The organism is Kocuria atrinae C3-8, assembly GCF_000286355.1.
Classification (GTDB): Bacteria; Actinomycetota; Actinomycetes; order Actinomycetales; family Micrococcaceae; genus Kocuria; species Kocuria atrinae_A.
The window spans coordinates 1-17,333 of sequence record NZ_AJXN01000126.1; the positions used below are offsets into that span (position 1 = coordinate 1).

15 protein-coding genes and 2 pseudogenes are annotated in these 17,333 nt (G+C 62.2%); 15 read left to right on the forward strand and 2 right to left on the reverse strand.

The genetic code is table 11. The features are described 5' to 3' along the window. From YO9_RS0113035 to YO9_RS0113045, 3 genes and pseudogenes are all read left to right on the forward strand, one after another. Positions 1-396 (forward strand): annotated as a pseudogene (locus YO9_RS0113035) (ABC-ATPase domain-containing protein); the annotation flags it as partial. Between the two features lie 386 nt (positions 397-782). Then, on the forward strand, positions 783-2,177 hold the full coding sequence (locus YO9_RS0113040) for a phenylacetate--CoA ligase family protein (protein WP_016997880.1): 1,395 nt from the start codon (positions 783-785) through the stop codon (positions 2,175-2,177). A gap of 140 nt (positions 2,178-2,317) precedes the next feature. After that, positions 2,318-3,712 carry a phenylacetate--CoA ligase family protein gene (locus YO9_RS0113045; protein ID WP_016997881.1) on the forward strand — a complete coding sequence of 465 codons (1,395 nt, stop codon included), beginning with the start codon at positions 2,318-2,320 and terminating at the stop codon, positions 3,710-3,712. 102 nt (positions 3,713-3,814) lie between these two features. Here the strand turns inward: YO9_RS0113045 and YO9_RS0113050 are convergent, their stop codons facing one another. Then, on the reverse strand, positions 3,815-4,513 hold the full coding sequence (locus tag YO9_RS0113050; protein ID WP_016997882.1) for a YveK family protein: 699 nt from the start codon (positions 4,511-4,513) through the stop codon (positions 3,815-3,817). A gap of 354 nt (positions 4,514-4,867) precedes the next feature. Between YO9_RS0113050 and YO9_RS0113055 the strand changes: the two genes are divergently transcribed. The 7 genes and pseudogenes from YO9_RS0113055 (at position 4,868) to YO9_RS0113085 (ending at position 10,844) form a co-directional block, all read left to right on the forward strand. After that, positions 4,868-6,331, forward strand: a complete 1,464-nt coding sequence (locus YO9_RS0113055; protein WP_016997883.1) for a hypothetical protein — start codon at positions 4,868-4,870, stop codon at positions 6,329-6,331. Between the two features lie 200 nt (positions 6,332-6,531). Then, positions 6,532-7,383, forward strand: a complete 852-nt coding sequence (locus tag YO9_RS0113060) for a glycosyltransferase family 4 protein (protein ID WP_396350773.1) — start codon at positions 6,532-6,534, stop codon at positions 7,381-7,383. Between the two features lie 70 nt (positions 7,384-7,453). Continuing rightward, entirely contained in the window at positions 7,454-8,599 is a 1,146-nt protein-coding gene (locus YO9_RS0113065; RefSeq protein WP_016997885.1) for a prenyltransferase/squalene oxidase repeat-containing protein, read from the forward strand. Between the two features lie 161 nt (positions 8,600-8,760). After that, a pseudogene (locus YO9_RS0113070) lies at positions 8,761-9,386 on the forward strand (WecB/TagA/CpsF family glycosyltransferase). A 186-nt stretch (positions 9,387-9,572) separates the two neighbouring features. Further along, entirely contained in the window at positions 9,573-10,010 is a 438-nt protein-coding gene (locus tag YO9_RS0113075) for a hypothetical protein (protein ID WP_016997886.1), read from the forward strand. Next, positions 9,989-10,252, forward strand: a complete 264-nt coding sequence (locus YO9_RS0113080; protein ID WP_223286554.1) for a hypothetical protein — start codon at positions 9,989-9,991, stop codon at positions 10,250-10,252. The genes YO9_RS0113075 and YO9_RS0113080 overlap by 22 nt, the downstream gene beginning before the upstream one ends. A gap of 94 nt (positions 10,253-10,346) precedes the next feature. Beyond that, positions 10,347-10,844 (forward strand): polysaccharide biosynthesis protein, encoded by a 498-nt coding sequence (locus YO9_RS0113085; RefSeq protein ID WP_223286555.1) that lies wholly within the window; start codon positions 10,347-10,349, stop codon positions 10,842-10,844. 85 nt (positions 10,845-10,929) lie between these two features. Here the strand turns inward: YO9_RS0113085 and YO9_RS0113090 are convergent, their stop codons facing one another. Beyond that, complete coding sequence (locus YO9_RS0113090) at positions 10,930-11,439, reverse strand: Lrp/AsnC family transcriptional regulator (protein ID WP_016997889.1); 510 nt, start codon at positions 11,437-11,439, stop codon at positions 10,930-10,932. Positions 11,440-11,611: 172 nt separating this feature from the next. On the opposite strand from YO9_RS0113090, the gene hisC reads away from it, so the two are divergent. The 5 genes from hisC to YO9_RS0113115 all read left to right on the forward strand — a co-directional run bounded on the left by hisC (position 11,612) and on the right by YO9_RS0113115 (position 17,181). Then, the gene (gene hisC, locus YO9_RS0113095; protein ID WP_223286556.1) at positions 11,612-12,751 is read left to right on the forward strand and encodes a histidinol-phosphate transaminase; all 1,140 of its coding nucleotides are present in this window, start codon (positions 11,612-11,614) and stop codon (positions 12,749-12,751) included. Between the two features lie 218 nt (positions 12,752-12,969). Next, positions 12,970-14,313 carry an amino acid permease gene (locus YO9_RS0113100; RefSeq protein ID WP_016997891.1) on the forward strand — a complete coding sequence of 448 codons (1,344 nt, stop codon included), beginning with the start codon at positions 12,970-12,972 and terminating at the stop codon, positions 14,311-14,313. Positions 14,314-14,508: 195 nt separating this feature from the next. After that, positions 14,509-15,012: a phosphoribosyltransferase gene (locus YO9_RS0113105; protein WP_016997892.1), complete on the forward strand. Its 504-nt coding sequence runs from the start codon at positions 14,509-14,511 to the stop codon at positions 15,010-15,012. An 80-nt stretch (positions 15,013-15,092) separates the two neighbouring features. Beyond that, positions 15,093-15,710 (forward strand): ABC transporter ATP-binding protein, encoded by a 618-nt coding sequence (locus tag YO9_RS0113110; protein ID WP_031273296.1) that lies wholly within the window; start codon positions 15,093-15,095, stop codon positions 15,708-15,710. 73 nt (positions 15,711-15,783) lie between these two features. Beyond that, positions 15,784-17,181: a hypothetical protein gene (locus tag YO9_RS0113115; RefSeq protein WP_016997894.1), complete on the forward strand. Its 1,398-nt coding sequence runs from the start codon at positions 15,784-15,786 to the stop codon at positions 17,179-17,181. The last annotated feature ends 152 nt before the right edge of the window (positions 17,182-17,333 follow it).

A 17,333-nucleotide genomic window follows, 5' to 3' on the forward strand; every position in this document is an offset into this window, starting at 1 on the left:
TCGGCGTCGTCGTCGACGAACGACGGCGCTCGCGGCGGCCGCGCGGGCGGCCAACGTGGACGGGACCGACGAGGCGGTGATCGTGGCGAGTTCCGCGAGAAGCCGGCCCGCGGGCGGGGTTTGGGCTCCATCCAGCGGGGCCGTGAGGACGTGGATGTGTCTGCATTGTCGCAGCTCGTGGATCCATCCCAGACCGAGGCCATCGCGCGGTTGTTGGACCAGATCGACCGCGAGGCGGATGGTCGTCAGAGTCTGAATCAGCTCGTGGATCGCCTCATGACTCGAGTGGAGCAAGACGGTTTGGACGTGCTCGCTCATCACCGCGGTCACCCCGGGCACCTCGCGTTGCCGCGTCGACAAGAAGTGCACGCCGCCTATCACCGTGAGCGTCGGTAAGTCCTGCCGTTATCCCCATTTTCCTTCCGGGTATTGCCCAACGCGCCTCCGCGGAGAATCGGAAAGTGCGATGTGGAGAACTCAGGGGCAATGTCTGATTCACGATGGTCTGGTCAAGCATCGAATTTGTCGGTAGAAGCGAAAAGCCATATGTCTCACTGCCGCAAGACTGCCTAAGAGAGCGTTGTCACTAGTCAGCAATTGCTGGGCTCTTTGGGACTGACGCTTGGCGGCTCGAACGGAAGTGACTCAAAAGTCACAAAGGGGATACATTCTGTGTTGTCGGCGTGACGTCGGGCGCACTTAAGGGGAGACTGGTGCGTGTGCGCAACCCTGCGATCCGGGGGGAGAAACAGGGTTGCGCCGTGAAATGGGGGAGGGGTTTTATGGTTTCGATCCGTGAATTCGTGGCACATCTGCCGCCGGACAAGCGCGAACTTCTGGCTGCGCCAGCGCGGTTGTTGCCGGTCAAGAGGCGTTACGGGCCGATCTACGAACGAACGATCCGCGAGATCGAGAAGGCGCGGGCAACGCCGTCGTGGGCGCGGGCCACCGTGGATGAACGACTGGCCGAGACGTTCCTGACGGCGCGCGAGGCACCGTACTACGGCCGGCGTGAGCACTACGACGTGCTGGACCGCGTGGCCTCGGGGGACGTGAGCCCGCGTGAGGCGTTGGCAGAGTTGCCGATCCTCACCCGCGAGGAACTGTCCGAGCACTATCGCGACATGCTCGCGGCCCCGGAGAAAACCGTGGAGCTGTCCGCGAGTTCGGGTACGTCGGGTGATCCCATCTTCTTCCTGCTGGACCGCAATCGCGGTGCGCGGGAGTGGGCCTACGTGGTGGATTCCTGGTCAAGCACGGGCTACCGGCTGGGCCAATGGCGCGTGTTCTTCCGCGGGTTGGACTTACCGCAACATCGGCCGTACTTCGTGATGAACAGCACCGGTGAGATCGTGATCCGGATTCAGACCATTGGTCCGGAGACCGTCAGACAGTACTGGGAGCTGATTCAGAAGCGCGGCATCGAGTTCCTGCACGGCTACCCGTCCACGTTCATGTACTTGGCCAGGCTGCTCGAGGATGCGGACTTCGATACGTCGTGGCGCTTCAAGATCCGCGGCGTGCTGCCGGTGTCCGAACAGTTCGGCCCCGAACAGCGCGATGTCTTGCAGCGGATGTTCCCCAATGCCAAGCAGGCCGTGTTCTACGGATTGAGCGAAAAGTCCGTGTTCGCATGGCTCGACGATGACTTCGTCTACCATCCGTATCCGCTCTACGGCCACGTGGAGCTGCTGAACGAGGACGGTAGCCCGGTGGACGTGGGTGAGCGCGGGCGCATCGTCACCACCACGCTGGACGGACGCGGTATGCCGCTGGTCCGCTACGACACGGGAGACTCGGCGGAACTCGTGGGCCACGATGAGGTGGGCGCACCACTGTTCAAGAACATCCTGGCGCGAAGAGGTCGCGAGGGCCTGGTCAAGGCGGACGGGCAGACCTTTTCGACCACTCCGTTCAACGTGCACGGGCACGAGTTCGAGTGCGTTCACCGGTTCAAGATCCGCCAGGACACCCCCGGTAAAGCCGTGTTGCTCGTGCAGCCGTCCAAGAAGGCGACAGCGGAAGAGCTCGAACAGTTCCGGCAGCTCATGATCCGCCGTACGGAAAATCAAGTGGAGCTGGACTTCGAGCTCGTGGATGAGCTGCCGGCCACCCTCAACGGGAAGTTCACGCTGCTGGACCAGCGGATTCCGAATGCGCCTGCGGTGTGGGCGTAAACCTACCCTTCAGTTTTCTGAGGGATGCCTGCAAACGCCGTAGTCAGGTGTGCCAAAATTGGCTGAGCCAATCAGCAGGCTTGGACGAAACATCGTATGTACAAGCGGGCGGGGGCCTGGTTGTCAGGGGAAGGAACGTAGTGTTTTCAGTCCGTGAGTTCGTTGGGCACCTATCACCCGGCAAACGAGAGATTATTGCAGCACCGGCGCGCTTCTTGCCGCCGAGATTTCGGTACGGACCGGCGTACGAGAAAACTGAGCGGGAGATCAACAAAGCCCATACTGTGGCGTCATGGTCACTGCAAGAGATAGACAGGCGCCTGACCCAAACCATGTCTATGGCGAAGGACGCTCCCTACTACTCCAACAGGGATAGCTACAGCGCGCTCGACGATGTGCTCGACGGATCGAAGAAACCCGTTGAGGCACTTAGGGAGCTTCCGATACTAAGTCGGACTGAAGTATCTCAGAACTATCGGGAGATGCTTGCCGTGGATGAGGCACAGGTGGAGGTATCGGGCAGTTCCGGTACGTCGGGGGAACCGATCTTGTTCTTCCTGGACCGAAATAGAGGTGCCCGTGAGTGGGCATTCATCGTGGATGCCTGGTCGAAGACTGGTTACCAGCTCGGCGATTGGCGTGCTTACTTCCGCGGGACTGACCTGCCGAATAATCGCAGCCATTTCGCAATGCCCAGCATTGGTGAGCTACTGATGCGAATTCAGTCGGTTGAGGCGGAGACAATCGACTACTTCTGGAAAGAAATCAGTCGTCGGAAAATTCAATACCTTCACGGGTATGCATCTGCGGTTTTGTTCGTGGCTCGTCTTCTGGAAGAAACGTCGTCTGATACATCGTGGCGGCATCAAATTCGAGGGATATTTCCCGCATCCGAACAGTTCACCAGGGGTCAGGAAGAAGTCCTTCGCCGAGTCTTTCCCAACGCCAAAATCGCAGTGTTCTACGGCCTGAGCGAAAAGACTGCCTGTGCCTGGATGGACGATGATCATTTTTACCACTCATACCCAACCTATGGGTATGTGGAGCTACTGAACCCCGATGGAAGCCACGTAAATCCAGGAGAGCGGGGGAGAATCGTAACTACGTCTCTTGATGGGCGCGGACAGCCGATGCTGCGTTACGACACCGGGGACTCGGCGGAGTTCACCCGTGTGGACAATAACGGATCGGTGGTATTCAAGGACATCTTGTCGCGCAGAGGCAGGGAAGGGCTCGTTAGAGCTGATGGTGAACTTTATGCCACTACGTCCTTCTTGCTGCACAGCGAAGATTTTTCCTGTGTCTACCGGTTCCGAATCCGTCAGGAAGTCCCGGGGGAAGCTGTTCTCATGGTGCAACCGTCAAAAACTGCAACTGAAGAGGCGTTGGAAAACTTCTATCAGGTCATGGTACGCAGGACCCAAAATCAGGTAAAACTTGATTTTGAACTGGTGGATGACTTGCCGGCCACTGTCAATGGAAAAGCGACATTGCTCGATCAGCGTATTCCGAACGCCCCCACTACCTGGGCTTAGGGCTATAGGGACATTTGATCTGAATACATCACAGAACCCCGGGTCCATCTACGTGGTCCCGGGGTTCTGGCTGCGTCTCCAAGCGGTGAAATCTCGCCAGGGCTATCGGCTGCTGAAGTGGCGGCGTGCAATTGCCATGAGAAGTCCCAGGAGAAGTCCGACGAGACCACCAACTGCAATCAACATGCTCGACGAGACCGAGGACGGATCCTGGGGCATCGAAGCCTGGCCCACACGGGTGAGCTCCACAGTCGTTCCGTTCTCATCTGCGTTGTCACCGAGCTCCTCGGCCTGTGTGCTCAACACATCGACCCAAGTTTCGGCCAGCCGCTGAGCCTCTTCCGGAGTCGATGCAGTGGCGGCTACACGAACTTCTGATGTTTCCAGGGGCACGGTCGTCTTGACGTTTTGAAGGAGAGCCTCTGAAGTCTCGTTCAGACTCAAGTCGTCGATGACTGCTGAGGCCGTGGAGGTTGTTCCCGAGATACTGCCGAAAGTTACTGCCTTCGACTTGGCTAGATTTTCACCGGCCAGCGCTTCAGTGGAGTTTGTGCCGCCATTGGCAACCACTACACCGGATGCGGTGGATGTGTAGGTTGTACCGAGCACCATTGATGCGGCGAAGCCCAGGGCCGCACCCAACAGTGTGGTGACAAGGATGATCCACCAGCTCTGGCGCAGTGCACCCCAAAGCTGTGAAGAATGGATCTCGCCGCGTTCATATGCGCGAGTGTTTCGATTGGCAGTCTGGCTCATGATGAGTTTTGGTCCCCCCTGAACCTTGAGGTAAATGTTGCCCACAAGGTATGTCCTGATCACGGTGTCGCATTCCCCCGTAGCGCCGTGATTTCTTCCATGGTAAGCACACGGCTACACCTGACGTGCATCGTGGATGTCCGCGCAATGGTGGACAAGCTCACGATATTGGGGCAACAGTGGGGACTGTGGAAAAGTCAAGATTCGTACGGGCAGTGCCCGTTCGCGGTTACAGTGGTAGCTAGCTGAATTGCTGACGTGTGCCGATGAGGCGAACGCATCCGGGGGGATGCGTAGTTGGTGGGGGAAGCAACAATAGCGAGAAGCGGAATGCCGCGCCTAGTACGGGGCGCCATTTCGCGAGGGGGGATTGGGCATGCTTTTACGTACTGATTTCCGGTGGCCACGGTGATGATGGCTGCCGCGGCCGTGGTCGCGATACTACTGGGCCTGTTTTTAAGCGTCCTCCTGGGCATGTGGCCCAAGATCGGTGCCGCCGTACTGGTGGTGGCGACCGTTGTCGCTCAGACTCTGCAGACGGTGGCCCAGAGTTCTCTTGCGGGAAACGTGGACGAACTCGCTGTCGTCGCCGCGTTCGTTGTCTTCTCAGTGCGCCGAATTCTTGTCCACGGCACCCTCCGCTTCGTCGGCGCATATTGGTTTTTCGGCGCTTACGCAATTCTCGGGATGCTGTCAGCGGTACTCAACAATGTGCCCCCGAGCGAGTGGTTATTGAGCGGTTTTCTCTTCTTGAAGGGTCCGCTTCTGATGTTGGGCGTCCTGCAAATTGACTGGCGTCGCGACGATATTCCGAAGATCGTCAAGTTCGGGACTGCAGGCCTCTTGGTCGTGCTGTTGTCTGCCTTGGTCAACGCCATGGCTCCGGAGGCGTGGAACTCGATCGTCGGTCGACAGCCCGTGAGCTATCGTCTGGGGATCCCTAGCCTGACCGGGATTTTCGACCACCCCGTGGGGCTCGGATCAACCATGGGGATGGCTTTTCTTGCGATTCTTGCTTACCGGCGAATAGTTGAACGGTCAGTCCTATCTTTCGTCTTGATGGTGACCACTGGCGTGGTGGGCATCCTTACGTTCCGGCGTAAGTCCATCGCTTCCGTGGCGATTGTGGCTATTGGCTCGAGACTGGTTCTGCCCGGAATGCGAACCCGTTTTGTCGTCTCTCTCTTAGTTCTTCTGCCGCTGGCACTGATCCTTGCGTGGCAACCGCTCGTGGAGGTCGTGACGAGCACCTACAACGAATACTTCAGCAACGTGGATACCACCGCGCGAACGACCATGACCATCGATTCAGTGATCCTTGCAGTTGCAGCATTCCCCCTCGGAGTGGGTTTCGGGCGATTCGGTTCCGCGGTGGCTTCCTCCAACTACAGCCCTCTGTATGACGAGCTCGGCTACACGCGCATTTACGGAATGGGGCCGGGTGAACGAGGTGGATACCTCACGGACACCTTCTGGCCGGCCATTTTGGCAGAGGCCGGCTTCATCGGATTGCTCTGCTACTTGGTGGGGCTGCTATTGATCATTCGACCGGCCTGGAAACTGATGAGACATTCCAACCAGCCATATGTGCAGTGGCTTGGCGCGGTGGTGGTTGCGTGGATGGCTCAGCTCCTGATCGAGTCCATTGCTGCTCCGGTTTTCACGGGCCCCCCCATGTTCGGGCCGGTGTTCATGATGGCTGGTATCGCTACCGCCGTTTATCTAAGGGAGAGTTCATTCGGTCAACCATATGAGGGTCACGCTGTGCACGGACATGGCCCTGATGGTTCTGGTCCCGACAGTTCGGGATCAACGACCTATTGGAAGGTTCACGGAAGACGTCGTTACCAGGAGGCCCAGTGAATCACGCAATAGTTCTTGGGGCAGTCCCTGATTCCGCAGGAGGAATTGGTGTGCTCATGGGTTATCTCTCAAGGACCCAATCGGATAGTACACAGATCCGGTTCGTGGACTCAGGGGGAACGCCGGGCCCGGTCCCTACGCGACTCCGGAGATTTGCGCAGGCCGTAACTGCCTGCATCGGCCCCGTGTCAACGGACACCGTGTTCCACTTCAACCAAGCCTCAAAGATCAGCACCTGGCGAAAGCTTGCGCTCGTATATGCCCTTCGTGCGCGCAAAAGGCCGTACGTTCTCCATGTTCATGGTGGAAGGTTCGATGTCTTTCTGGAAGGGCTGAACCCAGTTGCTCGACGTGTGGTCAGCGACATGTTCAAGAGAGCCGGGGGCATCATTGTTCTCGGCGAATACTGGCGGGACTACATCGGGGAGTCGTTGGATGTTCCCCAGGAAAAGTTTTACGTGGTACCGAACGCCGTCCCCGGCCCTGATGAGATCCCGGATGATCGCGAGGAGCCGGTGGTGCTGTTCAGCGGCCAACTCACTCGGCGTAAGGGCGTGATTGAGCTACTTCAAGCATGGGCGATGATTCCGGAGAATCTGAGGTCCCGATTGGTCTTGGCTGGTGATTTGCATGACCCCGATGGGGAAATCTCCAAGTTGCTGGAGTCCACGCCGGCAATTGAAACGACCGGCTGGATCGGCCCGGAACAGATCTCCGAACGGCTGGCAGAGGCTAGTGTGCTCGTGCTTCCGAGCTACGGCGAGAATCTGCCCATGTCACTGTTGGATGGCATGGCCTGGGGGCTTGCTCCAGTAGTCACGAATGTGGGAGCCGTTGGCGAGGTTATTGAGGACGGCAAGAGCGGTTGGATCGTTCCCACGGGAGACGCTGAGACTCTCGCCCGAGTCTTGGAAAGCTTGCTGTTGGATCCGGAACGGAGGCTTGCGCTGGGACGGGCAGCGCGGCGTCGTTGGGAAGAGGAATACCAGATCGACAAATACCGGCAACGACTGGATCAGGTGTACGCGGATGTGCTGAGCAAACAGCAGTAGCGAGACCAGAGGTTCAGTAGCGGGATTCGGGGGAATTGCGCTACTGAAGGACCGTTTTCAAGGGGGACCAATGAGCTTCCATGCTCATGAGATTTTGCACAAGACGCTGGGGGACGACATACGCGCCTCGGCGGAGGCGGCGCTGCGTTTCGCGCGGGACCGCGATTTCACCGGTACGGACCCGTATGACGGATTGTTGTCGCCTGTGGCTCCGCTGTTGAAGGGCCGTTTGCCGCGGCAGGTGTGGGTTCAGGCCCACAAGCGACTGGGGCACTCGCTGCGTTCGGCCACGCGGGTTCCGAAGGTCACCATGACCAAGGCGCTCGCGCTGTTTGCGATGGCCGAGCGTTGCGAAGGCCACCCACAGCCGGCCCACGATCTGATTACTCGCATCCTGTGCACTCGCGGAAGTGGCCCGTGGGGCTATGAGTTCGACGTTCAGACCCGGTGGGCGCACTACCTGGCCAACTCGCCCAATGTGGTGGCCACGGTCTTTGCCCTGCGCGCGATTGCGGCCATGGACCGGCTGGATGAGGTCTCCGGGGAAACCACCACCTGGCTCGAGAACCTCGCTCACCCGGACGGTTTCTTCCGCTACACGGAGGCCTCCGATCGACTGGTGCACAACGGATCGCTGCTGGCGGCCGAATCATTGGCGCTGCTGGGTGGGGACCGGAATCTCATCCAGCAGGCAATCACCCGCACCGTGGAGGCTCAAGCCCCGGACGGCTCCTGGGCGTACGGCGAGGGCAAGGGCCTTGAATGGATCGACAGCTTCCACACGATCTACGTGCTGGATTCGCTGTACTTCCTGAAACAGCAGGGCTTCGAGATCGGTGACTCCTACGAGCGCGGTCTGGCGTACTGGTACGCCCACTGCATGACCCTGGACGGTCTGCCGGTCTACAACGCGGACGAGACCCACGCGTCCCACGACGTTCACAACGTGGCCACCACCGTGGGGTTCCTCGCGGGACTAGTCCGTCGTGGGGATTTGGAAATCGACCCGGAACCCGCCATCCGACACCTCATGTCACATCAGGGAACCGACGGCGGCTTCCGCAATGACCCCAAATCCCTACCCCACATGCGCTGGAACCAGGCCCACGCCAGCTACGCGCTGAGCCGCTGGGTGGACCTCATGGGCAGCGACAACGGTGACAGCAGCGAACGCAGCGGCCGGGCTCGTTCCGAGTCAGAGGAGGCACAGTCATGAGCTTGCTCAATCCCCACATCACTCGCCGGAAGCCGCGTGCCGTACCGCGTCACACCAACCGTCTGCTCGGTGCCCGCGTGGATCCACTGACCATGGACGAGACGGTGGAGACCATCGAGGACCTCATCGAGAAGGACTCGGGCCACTACAACCACTTGGCCATGAACGCGGCCAAGCTGGTCTCCGCCAGCCACGACCAAGAACTGGTCGACAAGTTCGCCACGGCCACAGTGGTCACGGCCGATGGCCAATCACTCGTGTGGGCCTCCAAACTGTTGGGCGCACCGTTGCCCGAACGCGTGGCCGGAATCGACCTGATGGACCGCCTGGTGGATGCCAGCGCGGAGAAGGGCTACCGCATCTACCTGCTCGGCGCCACGGACACGGTGTCCGACAAGTGCGCTGGCGCTTCCTCGCACGAGGGGCCAACGTAGTGGGGTTCCACAACGGATTCTGGCGCCGCGAGGACATGACGGATCAGGAAATGGCGGACGAAATCGCCCGCAGCAACCCGGACATCGTGTTCGTGGGCGTGCCCTCGCCGCTCAAGGAGGACTTCGTCTTCGCCCACAAGGACCGCACGGGTGCAGCCATCTGTGTGGGCGTGGGTGGTTCCTTCGACGTGGTCGCCGGCATCACTTCCCGCGCCCCCAAGTTCGTACAGCGCATGGGCATGGAGTGGTCCTGGCGTCTGCTCCAGGAACCGCGGCGTATGTTCAAGCGCTACCTGGTGGGCAATTCCAAGTTCGTCTGGCTCGTGGTGAGGGCGCGATTGAACCGTGACTGAAGCCCCCGCGGCTCGGACGGCGCTGGGCGGCGCCGCCACGAGTCCCCCCGTCACCCCTCGTGAGGCACCTCGTCGGTCTGGGTCTCCCCAGCGACCGGGTGCCCCGATGAGCGCTGCCAAACAGTCCATCCTGGTGCTCGGCATCCGCGTGGGCGGGGCCGTGCTCCAGATGCTGCTGGTTGCACGGTGGCCTTGCGCTTCTCCGTCACCGAGGTGGGTCTCAACGGCATCCTGTGGGCTGTCGCGCTGGTCGCGCGCATGGCGGGTCCCCTCGGTCTGGACGTCATGGGGCTGCGCTCGCAGTCCCCGCTGTGGGCTGAAGGTCGGGACACTCTCGCGGTGAAACTCGGTCGACGCTACGCCGGAGCGCTGGCGCGGGTGTGGTCGGTGGCTTTCCTGTTGCTCGCTGCCGCTTGCGTTGCGTTGGCTGTTGGTGGTGGCCCGTGGGGCTGGGTCCTGGCGCTCGGGGTGGTCGCCACGGCCTCCGCGTTCCAGCGGTTGTTCGTGGTGCAGCGCCAAGCGCGCAATTGGCCGCTGCTGGGCCAGTTCATGGAGTCCATCGTGCTGCCGCCCTCGGTCTGGTGGGTGCGCTGGTCACCTCGGTGCTCGCACCGGACTGGCTGATCGCCTCGCAGGTCATGGCGTTCGTGCTGGTCACGTTGATTTTGTACGCCGCCTCGCCGTCGGTTCAGGAGGGCCGCGCACGACGACGCCGCGCGGCGTCGTCGGCCTCGGAGGTCCCGTTCACAGGACGGCACGCGAGGGCCGTCCCCGAGCCGGATCCCATATACGTTCCTCGGCATGCGTCCGGGGCGCCCCAGCCCGACGACGCCGCCCACGCAGCCATCCCGTGCGCCCCGCTCTGACTGTGGGAGCGGCAACGCGCTGACATCGCTGTGCGTGCGCGGGCCCATGTTCGTGATCGGCGGGCAGTCGTTGGCGGCAGCTGGTGTGTACGAGGTGGCCCAGAAGATTCAGTCCGGTGGTGCCATGGGAACCTCGGCCGTGGCCACGGTCTTCGCCCCGCGCATTGCCGTGGCGCTGCGCAAGCCAGCCGCGTTGATCAAGTTGCTGGTGGAGGCCGGTGGAAGTTCGCTGGTGGTACCGCTGGGCCTGCTGGCGTTCTTGTTCGTGGTCGGATCGGATGGGCTCGTGGCCGTGCTGGGCGACGAGTACCAGGGCGCGTGGGCGGCGTCGGTGGTGCTGGTGGTGTCCACGGTGATCAATGCGATCACCTCGGCCATGAGCAACGTGATGATGCTCGGAGGTCGCGAGCGGATGTTCGCGGTGATTGCGGCGGTGCAGATGCTGCTGGTGGTCGGTGGTGCGTTGGTTTCCGGTGCGGATACCGCGGTGAGCATGGCTCTGTGGGTGTTGATTGGCGAGGCGTTCCGCTCCGCGTGCATGGTGGCTGGGCTGGTGCTGCACCTGCGGGCGGTGCGGGGCTCGGAGGGCTGAGCCCGGGGCGAGCTGGTCGCAGTCGGGCCGACCTTGGCCCCAACAACGCGAGTCAACGCGAATCGACGCGAGTTGCTGCGAGTGCTCAACCGCGGGGGTCCGTGCGGAGTCGACTACCCCGGTCCGCCTCGCGCTGCAGCAGGCTGGACATGCGCAACGGCATGGCCTCGAGCAGTGAGATGGACGTGGTGGTGCGCAGCAGTCCCGGAGTCTCGAGGATCAAGTTGGTGATCCGGTGCAGATCCGAGGTGCCTTTGGCGACCAAGCGCACGCGAAGGTCAGAATCGCCGGTGGTCGCATAGATTTCGATGATCTCGGGGATCTTCAGCAGGGCCTTCTGTGCGTCCTCGCTGGTGCCCTGTCGGATGGAGAGTTCCACGAAGGCCATCAGGTCGTAACCCAGCGCGCGTGGGTTGAGCCGCTGACTCACCGGACCCATGACCCCGCCCTCGGAGAGGCGGCGGAGCCGAGCATGCACGGTGTTGCGAGCCACGCCCAAGGTCTGAGCCAAGGCCAGGATCGTGGCGTTCGGATCCTTGTCCAGGGCCATGAGAATGCGGGCATCCAGGGGGTCGAGCTGGTACATGGTGTGCATTGTGTCACTTTAAAGCGGAAGCAATGAGCATTTAACGCAGTTCAAAATTAAAGTATTGCGCAGATCGCTCATGGAGGATCACCATCTTTTCAGCGTGTCGTGGCTCACACAGCGAGCCAACGTTTCAACGGTCGCCCGTAACCCGGGCCCGCGCCATCTGAAAGGCCCCTTGATGACCACCAGCTCCACCACCAGCCAGCCCTACACCTCCGAGCCCCAGACTTCCGGGCTTCAGAGCGACGAACCGCGCGTGCGCGACGTCGTATCCCAACTGCCCGGCTACGTTGCCGGCCGCCGCGCAACCGGCGATCTCACCGCGGCACTGGCGTCCAACGAGAGCCACTACGAACCGTTGCCCGCCGTGCTGGACGTCGTGCAGCGGACCGCCGGACGAATGAATCGCTACCCGGACATGGCCGCCACAGAGTTGCGGGAACGTCTGGCGGACTTCCTGGGCGTGGAATCCACTGCAGTGTCCGTGGGCCCCGGCAGTGTGGGCGTGCTCCAGCAGATCCTGACGGCCACGTGCGGCCCCGGCGACCAGGTTGTCTTCGCGTGGCGCTCCTTCGAGGCTTACCCCATCCTGGTGAGCCTGACCGGTGCGATCCCTGTTCCCGTGCCGCTCGATGCCAACGAGGCACACGGCCTGGACGCGATGCTCGCGGCCATCACCGAGGACACCCGCGTGGTCATGGTGTGCTCGCCCAACAACCCGACCGGGGTCGCGCTGGAGCACGATGCATTGGGGGATTTCCTGGCCAAGGTTCCGACCCACGTGCTCGTGGTGATCGATGAGGCCTACACCGAGTACCTCGACGCCACCGAGACCCTTGACGCGCTGGCCCTGTTCCGCGCCCACAACAATGTGTGCGTGCTGCGGACCTTCTCCAAGGCCTACGGGCTGGCCGGGCTGCGCGTCGGCTATGCGGTGGCCCACCCGAATCTGGCTGAGGCCCTGCGCCGCGTCGCCCTGCCTTTCGGTGTGAGCACGCTCGCGCAGCAAGCGGCCATCGCGTCGCTCGAGGCCCAGGAGCAGTTGCGCGAGCGCGTGGGCGCGGTGGTCTCCGAACGACGTCGTATGGTCGCCGCCCTGCGCCAGGCCGGCTGGGACGTCCCGGACAGTCAGGCGAACTTCGTGTGGCTGCGAGCTGGCGAGAACCTGCGCCAAGCGCTGGTCGACGCCTTCGACCGCTCCGATGTGCTGGTGCGCGCCTACGCGGGGGACGGCGTGCGCATCACGCTGGCCGATCCCGCGACCAACGAGCGGGTGCTGGAGGTCCTCAAGGACCGCTCGGCCTTCCCGGCCGCCTGATCCGCTGATCTCTCCCACCCTCTGTACCGGGTTCGCCCGGTTTCCTGGCATGCACCCGGCCCATACTGTTGGTGCAGGCCCGAAAGGAATTCTTCGTGTCCTTACGCCATAAGTCGCCGCTCTCCACAGCAGAGCGCGCAGCTAAAACTGATCGGGATGTCATGTCTCCAACACCTTCCACTCCGAGCCCGGACCTCAAGAAGTCTGATGCCACCCACATGAAGACCCGCCACCTGGTGATGATGGCGTTGGGTTCGGCCATCGGTACCGGGCTGTTCGTCGGAACGGGTAACGCGATTGCCGTGGCCGGACCCGGCGTGCTGATCTCGTTCCTGGTTGCGTGCGTGATCCTCGTGTTGGTCATGCGAGCCATGGGCGAGATGGCAGCGGCAGAGCCCGCCCGCGGCGCATTCTCGCTATATGCCGAGCAGGCCATGGGTCGCACCGCAGGGCAAACCCTGGGGTGGCTCTGGTGGGTCCAGTTGGTCATCGTGATCGCGGCGGAGGCCACCGCCGCCGCGCAGATCCTGAACGAGATGTGGCCCGTCATTCCGCAGTGGCTCATGGCCCTGGCATTCATGGTCATCTTCACCGCGGTGAACCTGATCAGCGTCAAGGCGCTCGGCGAGTCCGAGTTCTGGTTCGCGCTGCTCAAGGTGGGTGCTGTTGTCGTGTTCCTGCTGGTGGGTGTGGCCCTGCTGCTGGGACTGTTGCCGGCGCCGTCGCCGGGGCTGACCAACCTCACGGAGCACGGTGGCTTCATCCCCAACGGTTTCACGGGTGTGGCCGCGGCGCTGCTGATCGTGGTCTTCGCGTTCGGTGGTACGGAACTCGTGGTTGTTGCCGCGGCCGAGACCGAGGATCCCAAGACCAACGTGGTCAAGGCGATCCGCACCATCGTGGTGCGCCTGCTGGTGTTCTACATCGGCGCCGTGACCCTCATGGTGATCATCCTGCCGTGGAACGACGAATCCCTGTCCTCCAGCCCGTTCGTGGCCGTGTTGAGCGAGGTCGGACTACCCGGTGCGCAGGTCGTGATGGCCATCGTGATTGCGCTGGCGCTGTTGTCCGCTTTGAACGCCAACCTCTATGGCGCGTCTCGCATGCTGTATTCGCTGTCCTCGCGCGGCTACGCCCCGGCGCGGTATTCGAAGCTGAGCGCACAGGGTGTGCCGCGCGCGGCCGTGGTGGCGTCCGTGATCGTGGGGTTCCTGACCGTGGGTGCCAACTACCTGTGGCCGGAGCAGTTGCTCGGATTCCTGCTGAACACCATCGGTTCGACCGTACTGGTCGTGTGGACCCTGTCCCTGATCTCGCAGATCATTCTCCGACGCCGCTCGGACCGTGCCGGTCGTCAGCTCTCCTTCCGCATGTGGGGCTACCCGTACCTCTCCTACTTGGCCTTGGGTTTGATTGCTCTGATCTTCGTGCTCGGCTTCTCCGACCCCGTGGTGCGGACCCAGCTGCTGCTGACGGGTAGCTTGGTGCTGCTCATCGCGGTCGCGTGCAAGCTGCGGACGATGCAGAAGACGCGGACGGCTTCCGCATCGATCAATCGATGATCTAGGTGCCAGATGCCCACGTGCCGGTGGCCGATACGGGCGCGTGGGCGTCGTCGTCCGTGGCGTGGTCAGATCGCGGACTGTGGCGGGATCACGGCACGGATCGGGCGCCGTCGTGGAGGCGGGGAGCCTGCCCGATGGTGGCTTCGGTAGGGCTATTGGGCGGCCTTGAGCCGGAGCGACTAACCTGCGGACATGGCTTATCACGCTGACTCCGCGGACCTAGAGACCAAAGAAGTACTCACGTGGGAAGGTTTCGGCACCGCTAGCCGTGACCTCGCCCAGATGATCGTCGACTCGGATTTCATTCCGGACATCATCATTGCCGTGGCTCGAGGCGGGTTGTTGCCCGCCGGTGCACTGTCCTACGCGATGGGCGTCAAGCTCTCGGACGCGGTGAACGTGGAGTTCTACACGGACGTTCACGAGACCCTGCCCGATCCCGTGTTGCTCGCGCCCATGCTGGACACCGAGTCGATCAGCGGCAAGAAGGTGCTGGTCGTGGACGACGTGGTCGATTCCGGACGTACCCTGGCCCTGGTTCTGGAACTGCTCAGTGGCTACGGCGCGCAGTGCCGTTCCGCCGTGGTCTACGAGAAGCCTCAGTCGGTAGTGCGCCCGGACTACGCGTGGAAGGCCACCGACGAGTGGATCGTATTCCCCTGGTCCGATCAGGATCCGGTGACGCGGAGCAAATAATCGCCTCTGGCCCGGACCGGCCTGGCGCGGTTCGTCGCGGAGCAAGTAGCGACCCTTCGCTCGGTTAGTGTGGTCGGACTATGAGCGGAGCATTGGTCGAAGTCAGCGGCGTATCCAAGACCGTTTCGGGTCGAGAGATCCTGGCTCCGGTGAGCTTCTCGTTGGCCGCCGGTGAGGGCGTGGTCCTCACCGGCCCCAACGGCTCAGGTAAGACCACGCTCCTCAAAATTCTGGCTGGCCGAGATCTGGCCACCGAGGGCTCAGTGCGGTGGCTGGAATCCCTTGATCAACGCGCCGGGATAGCCACGGTGCTGGGCGATCCGCCGTTCTTTGAGAACCTCACGGTCCTGGAACACCTGCGCTTCGTATGCGTTTCATGGGGTGCATCTCCGGGCACGACCGAGCCGGAGCGCATTATGGAGGCACTCGGAATCGCCCGGATCCGCGACAGCTTCCCGCTGGAACTGTCCTCGGGGGAACGACAGCTCGTGTCCCTTGCCATCGGGTTCATCCGACCCTCCGAGCTGATCATTCTGGACGAGCCCGAGCAGCGTTTGGACACTGAGCGGCGGGCCCGGGTTGTGGAACTGTTGCTGCACAAGAAACGCAACGGCGGCGCCGTCGTCATGGCCACGCACGACCCGCACTTCACGGAGGCGCTCGCGGACAGTCACGTGGCGCTGGAAGTCACGGGTTGAGATGGCTGCAGGTTCTCGACCGGCACCTTCCGACGGCGATTCCACGCTCACGCCCCGCTCTCGGCGGAGCAATATGGCTGCAGCGCAACGCGTGCTCGGACCCAAGCAGACCGGTAACAAGAACCTCCTGTACTGGCTGTACCTCGCCGGGCCGCTGGCTTGGTACGGAGTATTTGGGATACGCGAGTTGGGATATGCGGCGGGTTCCGACTCGGTCCTGACCGCCTTTTTCCTGAGCGGCTCGCTCGCTGTTTTATTGGCGCCGTGGTTGCCCACCCGTTACGGACCGGTGGTCGTGTCCGCGCAGGAACTCTTTTACTTCGTGGAAGGTCCATTCGGGCTCCGCGGGACTGCGCCACGGCGGACGGTGCGCATCTGTCTCGGGGTAGCGGCGTGCGTAGGCCTGGTGTCTGCGCTGATCTCTGTCGGGCTGCGCATGGAGGTTGATGATGCGCTGCTGGTGACCGCGTTCGGCGTGGGAACGGCGGCACTCTTCGCCGCGGGAGTCGTGCTCGGCGGTTCGGGGTTTGCTACGTGGGCGCGCATTGTCTTCGCGGGGCTGGGTTGCGGCATGTTGGGCCTGGTCTCCGGGATGAACCTCGACCAGTGGTTACCTGCGGTGCTCACTGGCGCGGTGCTGGTCGGTGCCGTGTGTGTGCTGCTGTTGCTCCCGACGGCGTTGGATCGGGTCACCGATGCGCGCTTGCGTGCGGATCTGCGCTCGCGGGAATTGCTCACTGCTGGGCTCCTTGCCGGAGATCTGAAGGTTGCTGCATCAACCGGTGGGCAGGCGCGACGGTTCTTCCGGGGTTCTTGCCTGCCCCTCGGTTCGAACTCCCGGCTGAACGCACTGGCTGTGGATGCCATGTCGCTGGTGCGTCGGCCCTTCCGGCTCATGTCTGCGCTGCTCCTGAGTTTTTGCGCGGGGGCAGTGGTGACAATTTTCGGCCCTCAACCGCTGCTCGTGGCTCTGGCAGTTGTGATTCTGCAGTGGGTCTTCGGTGCGCTGGCCAAGGGATTGGGTGACTATCTGGAGTCCGTGGGCGCGGATCGGATTCTGCCGCAGGGTGTCTGGGGTATGTCTGCCCGGCACCTGATGGCGCCTATGATTCTGAGTGCGGTGAGCCTGGGCCTGGGGTTCGTCGTGGGGGATCTGTTGTTCCTAGGGACGTCGATTGATCCCGCGGCGCTGCTGGTGCTGTTGTTCCTCCCGCCCCTCATCAAGCTGAGTTTGAGCGGTGTCGGGGCCCTTCCCGCGGAGATGATGACCGGCGTGGTCACACCCATAGGGGACCTGTCAGCCATCACCCGGATCGCGTGGATGTTCCAGGGCCTGTTACCGGCTGTGCTGCTGGCAGTTCTCTTGCAGTACATGTCGCTGAGCATGGCGGCCTGGTGGTTCATCGCCGTGATGCTGTTGCTTGCGCTGTTCCGCCTCAAGCAGCTGTCCGACATCGAGCGGCTGGGGTAGCTGGTTAGTGGGTTACTGAGTTAGGGGGGAGTTAGCGAGTTGGTGGGTTAGCTGCGCCCAGGCAGCGGCGCACCCAACTTTCCAGTCCGGAAAACTGCCCTTCGATCTTTTCAGTCCGTAAAAGTGCACATTCCGCAGGGTGTCAACCTGTG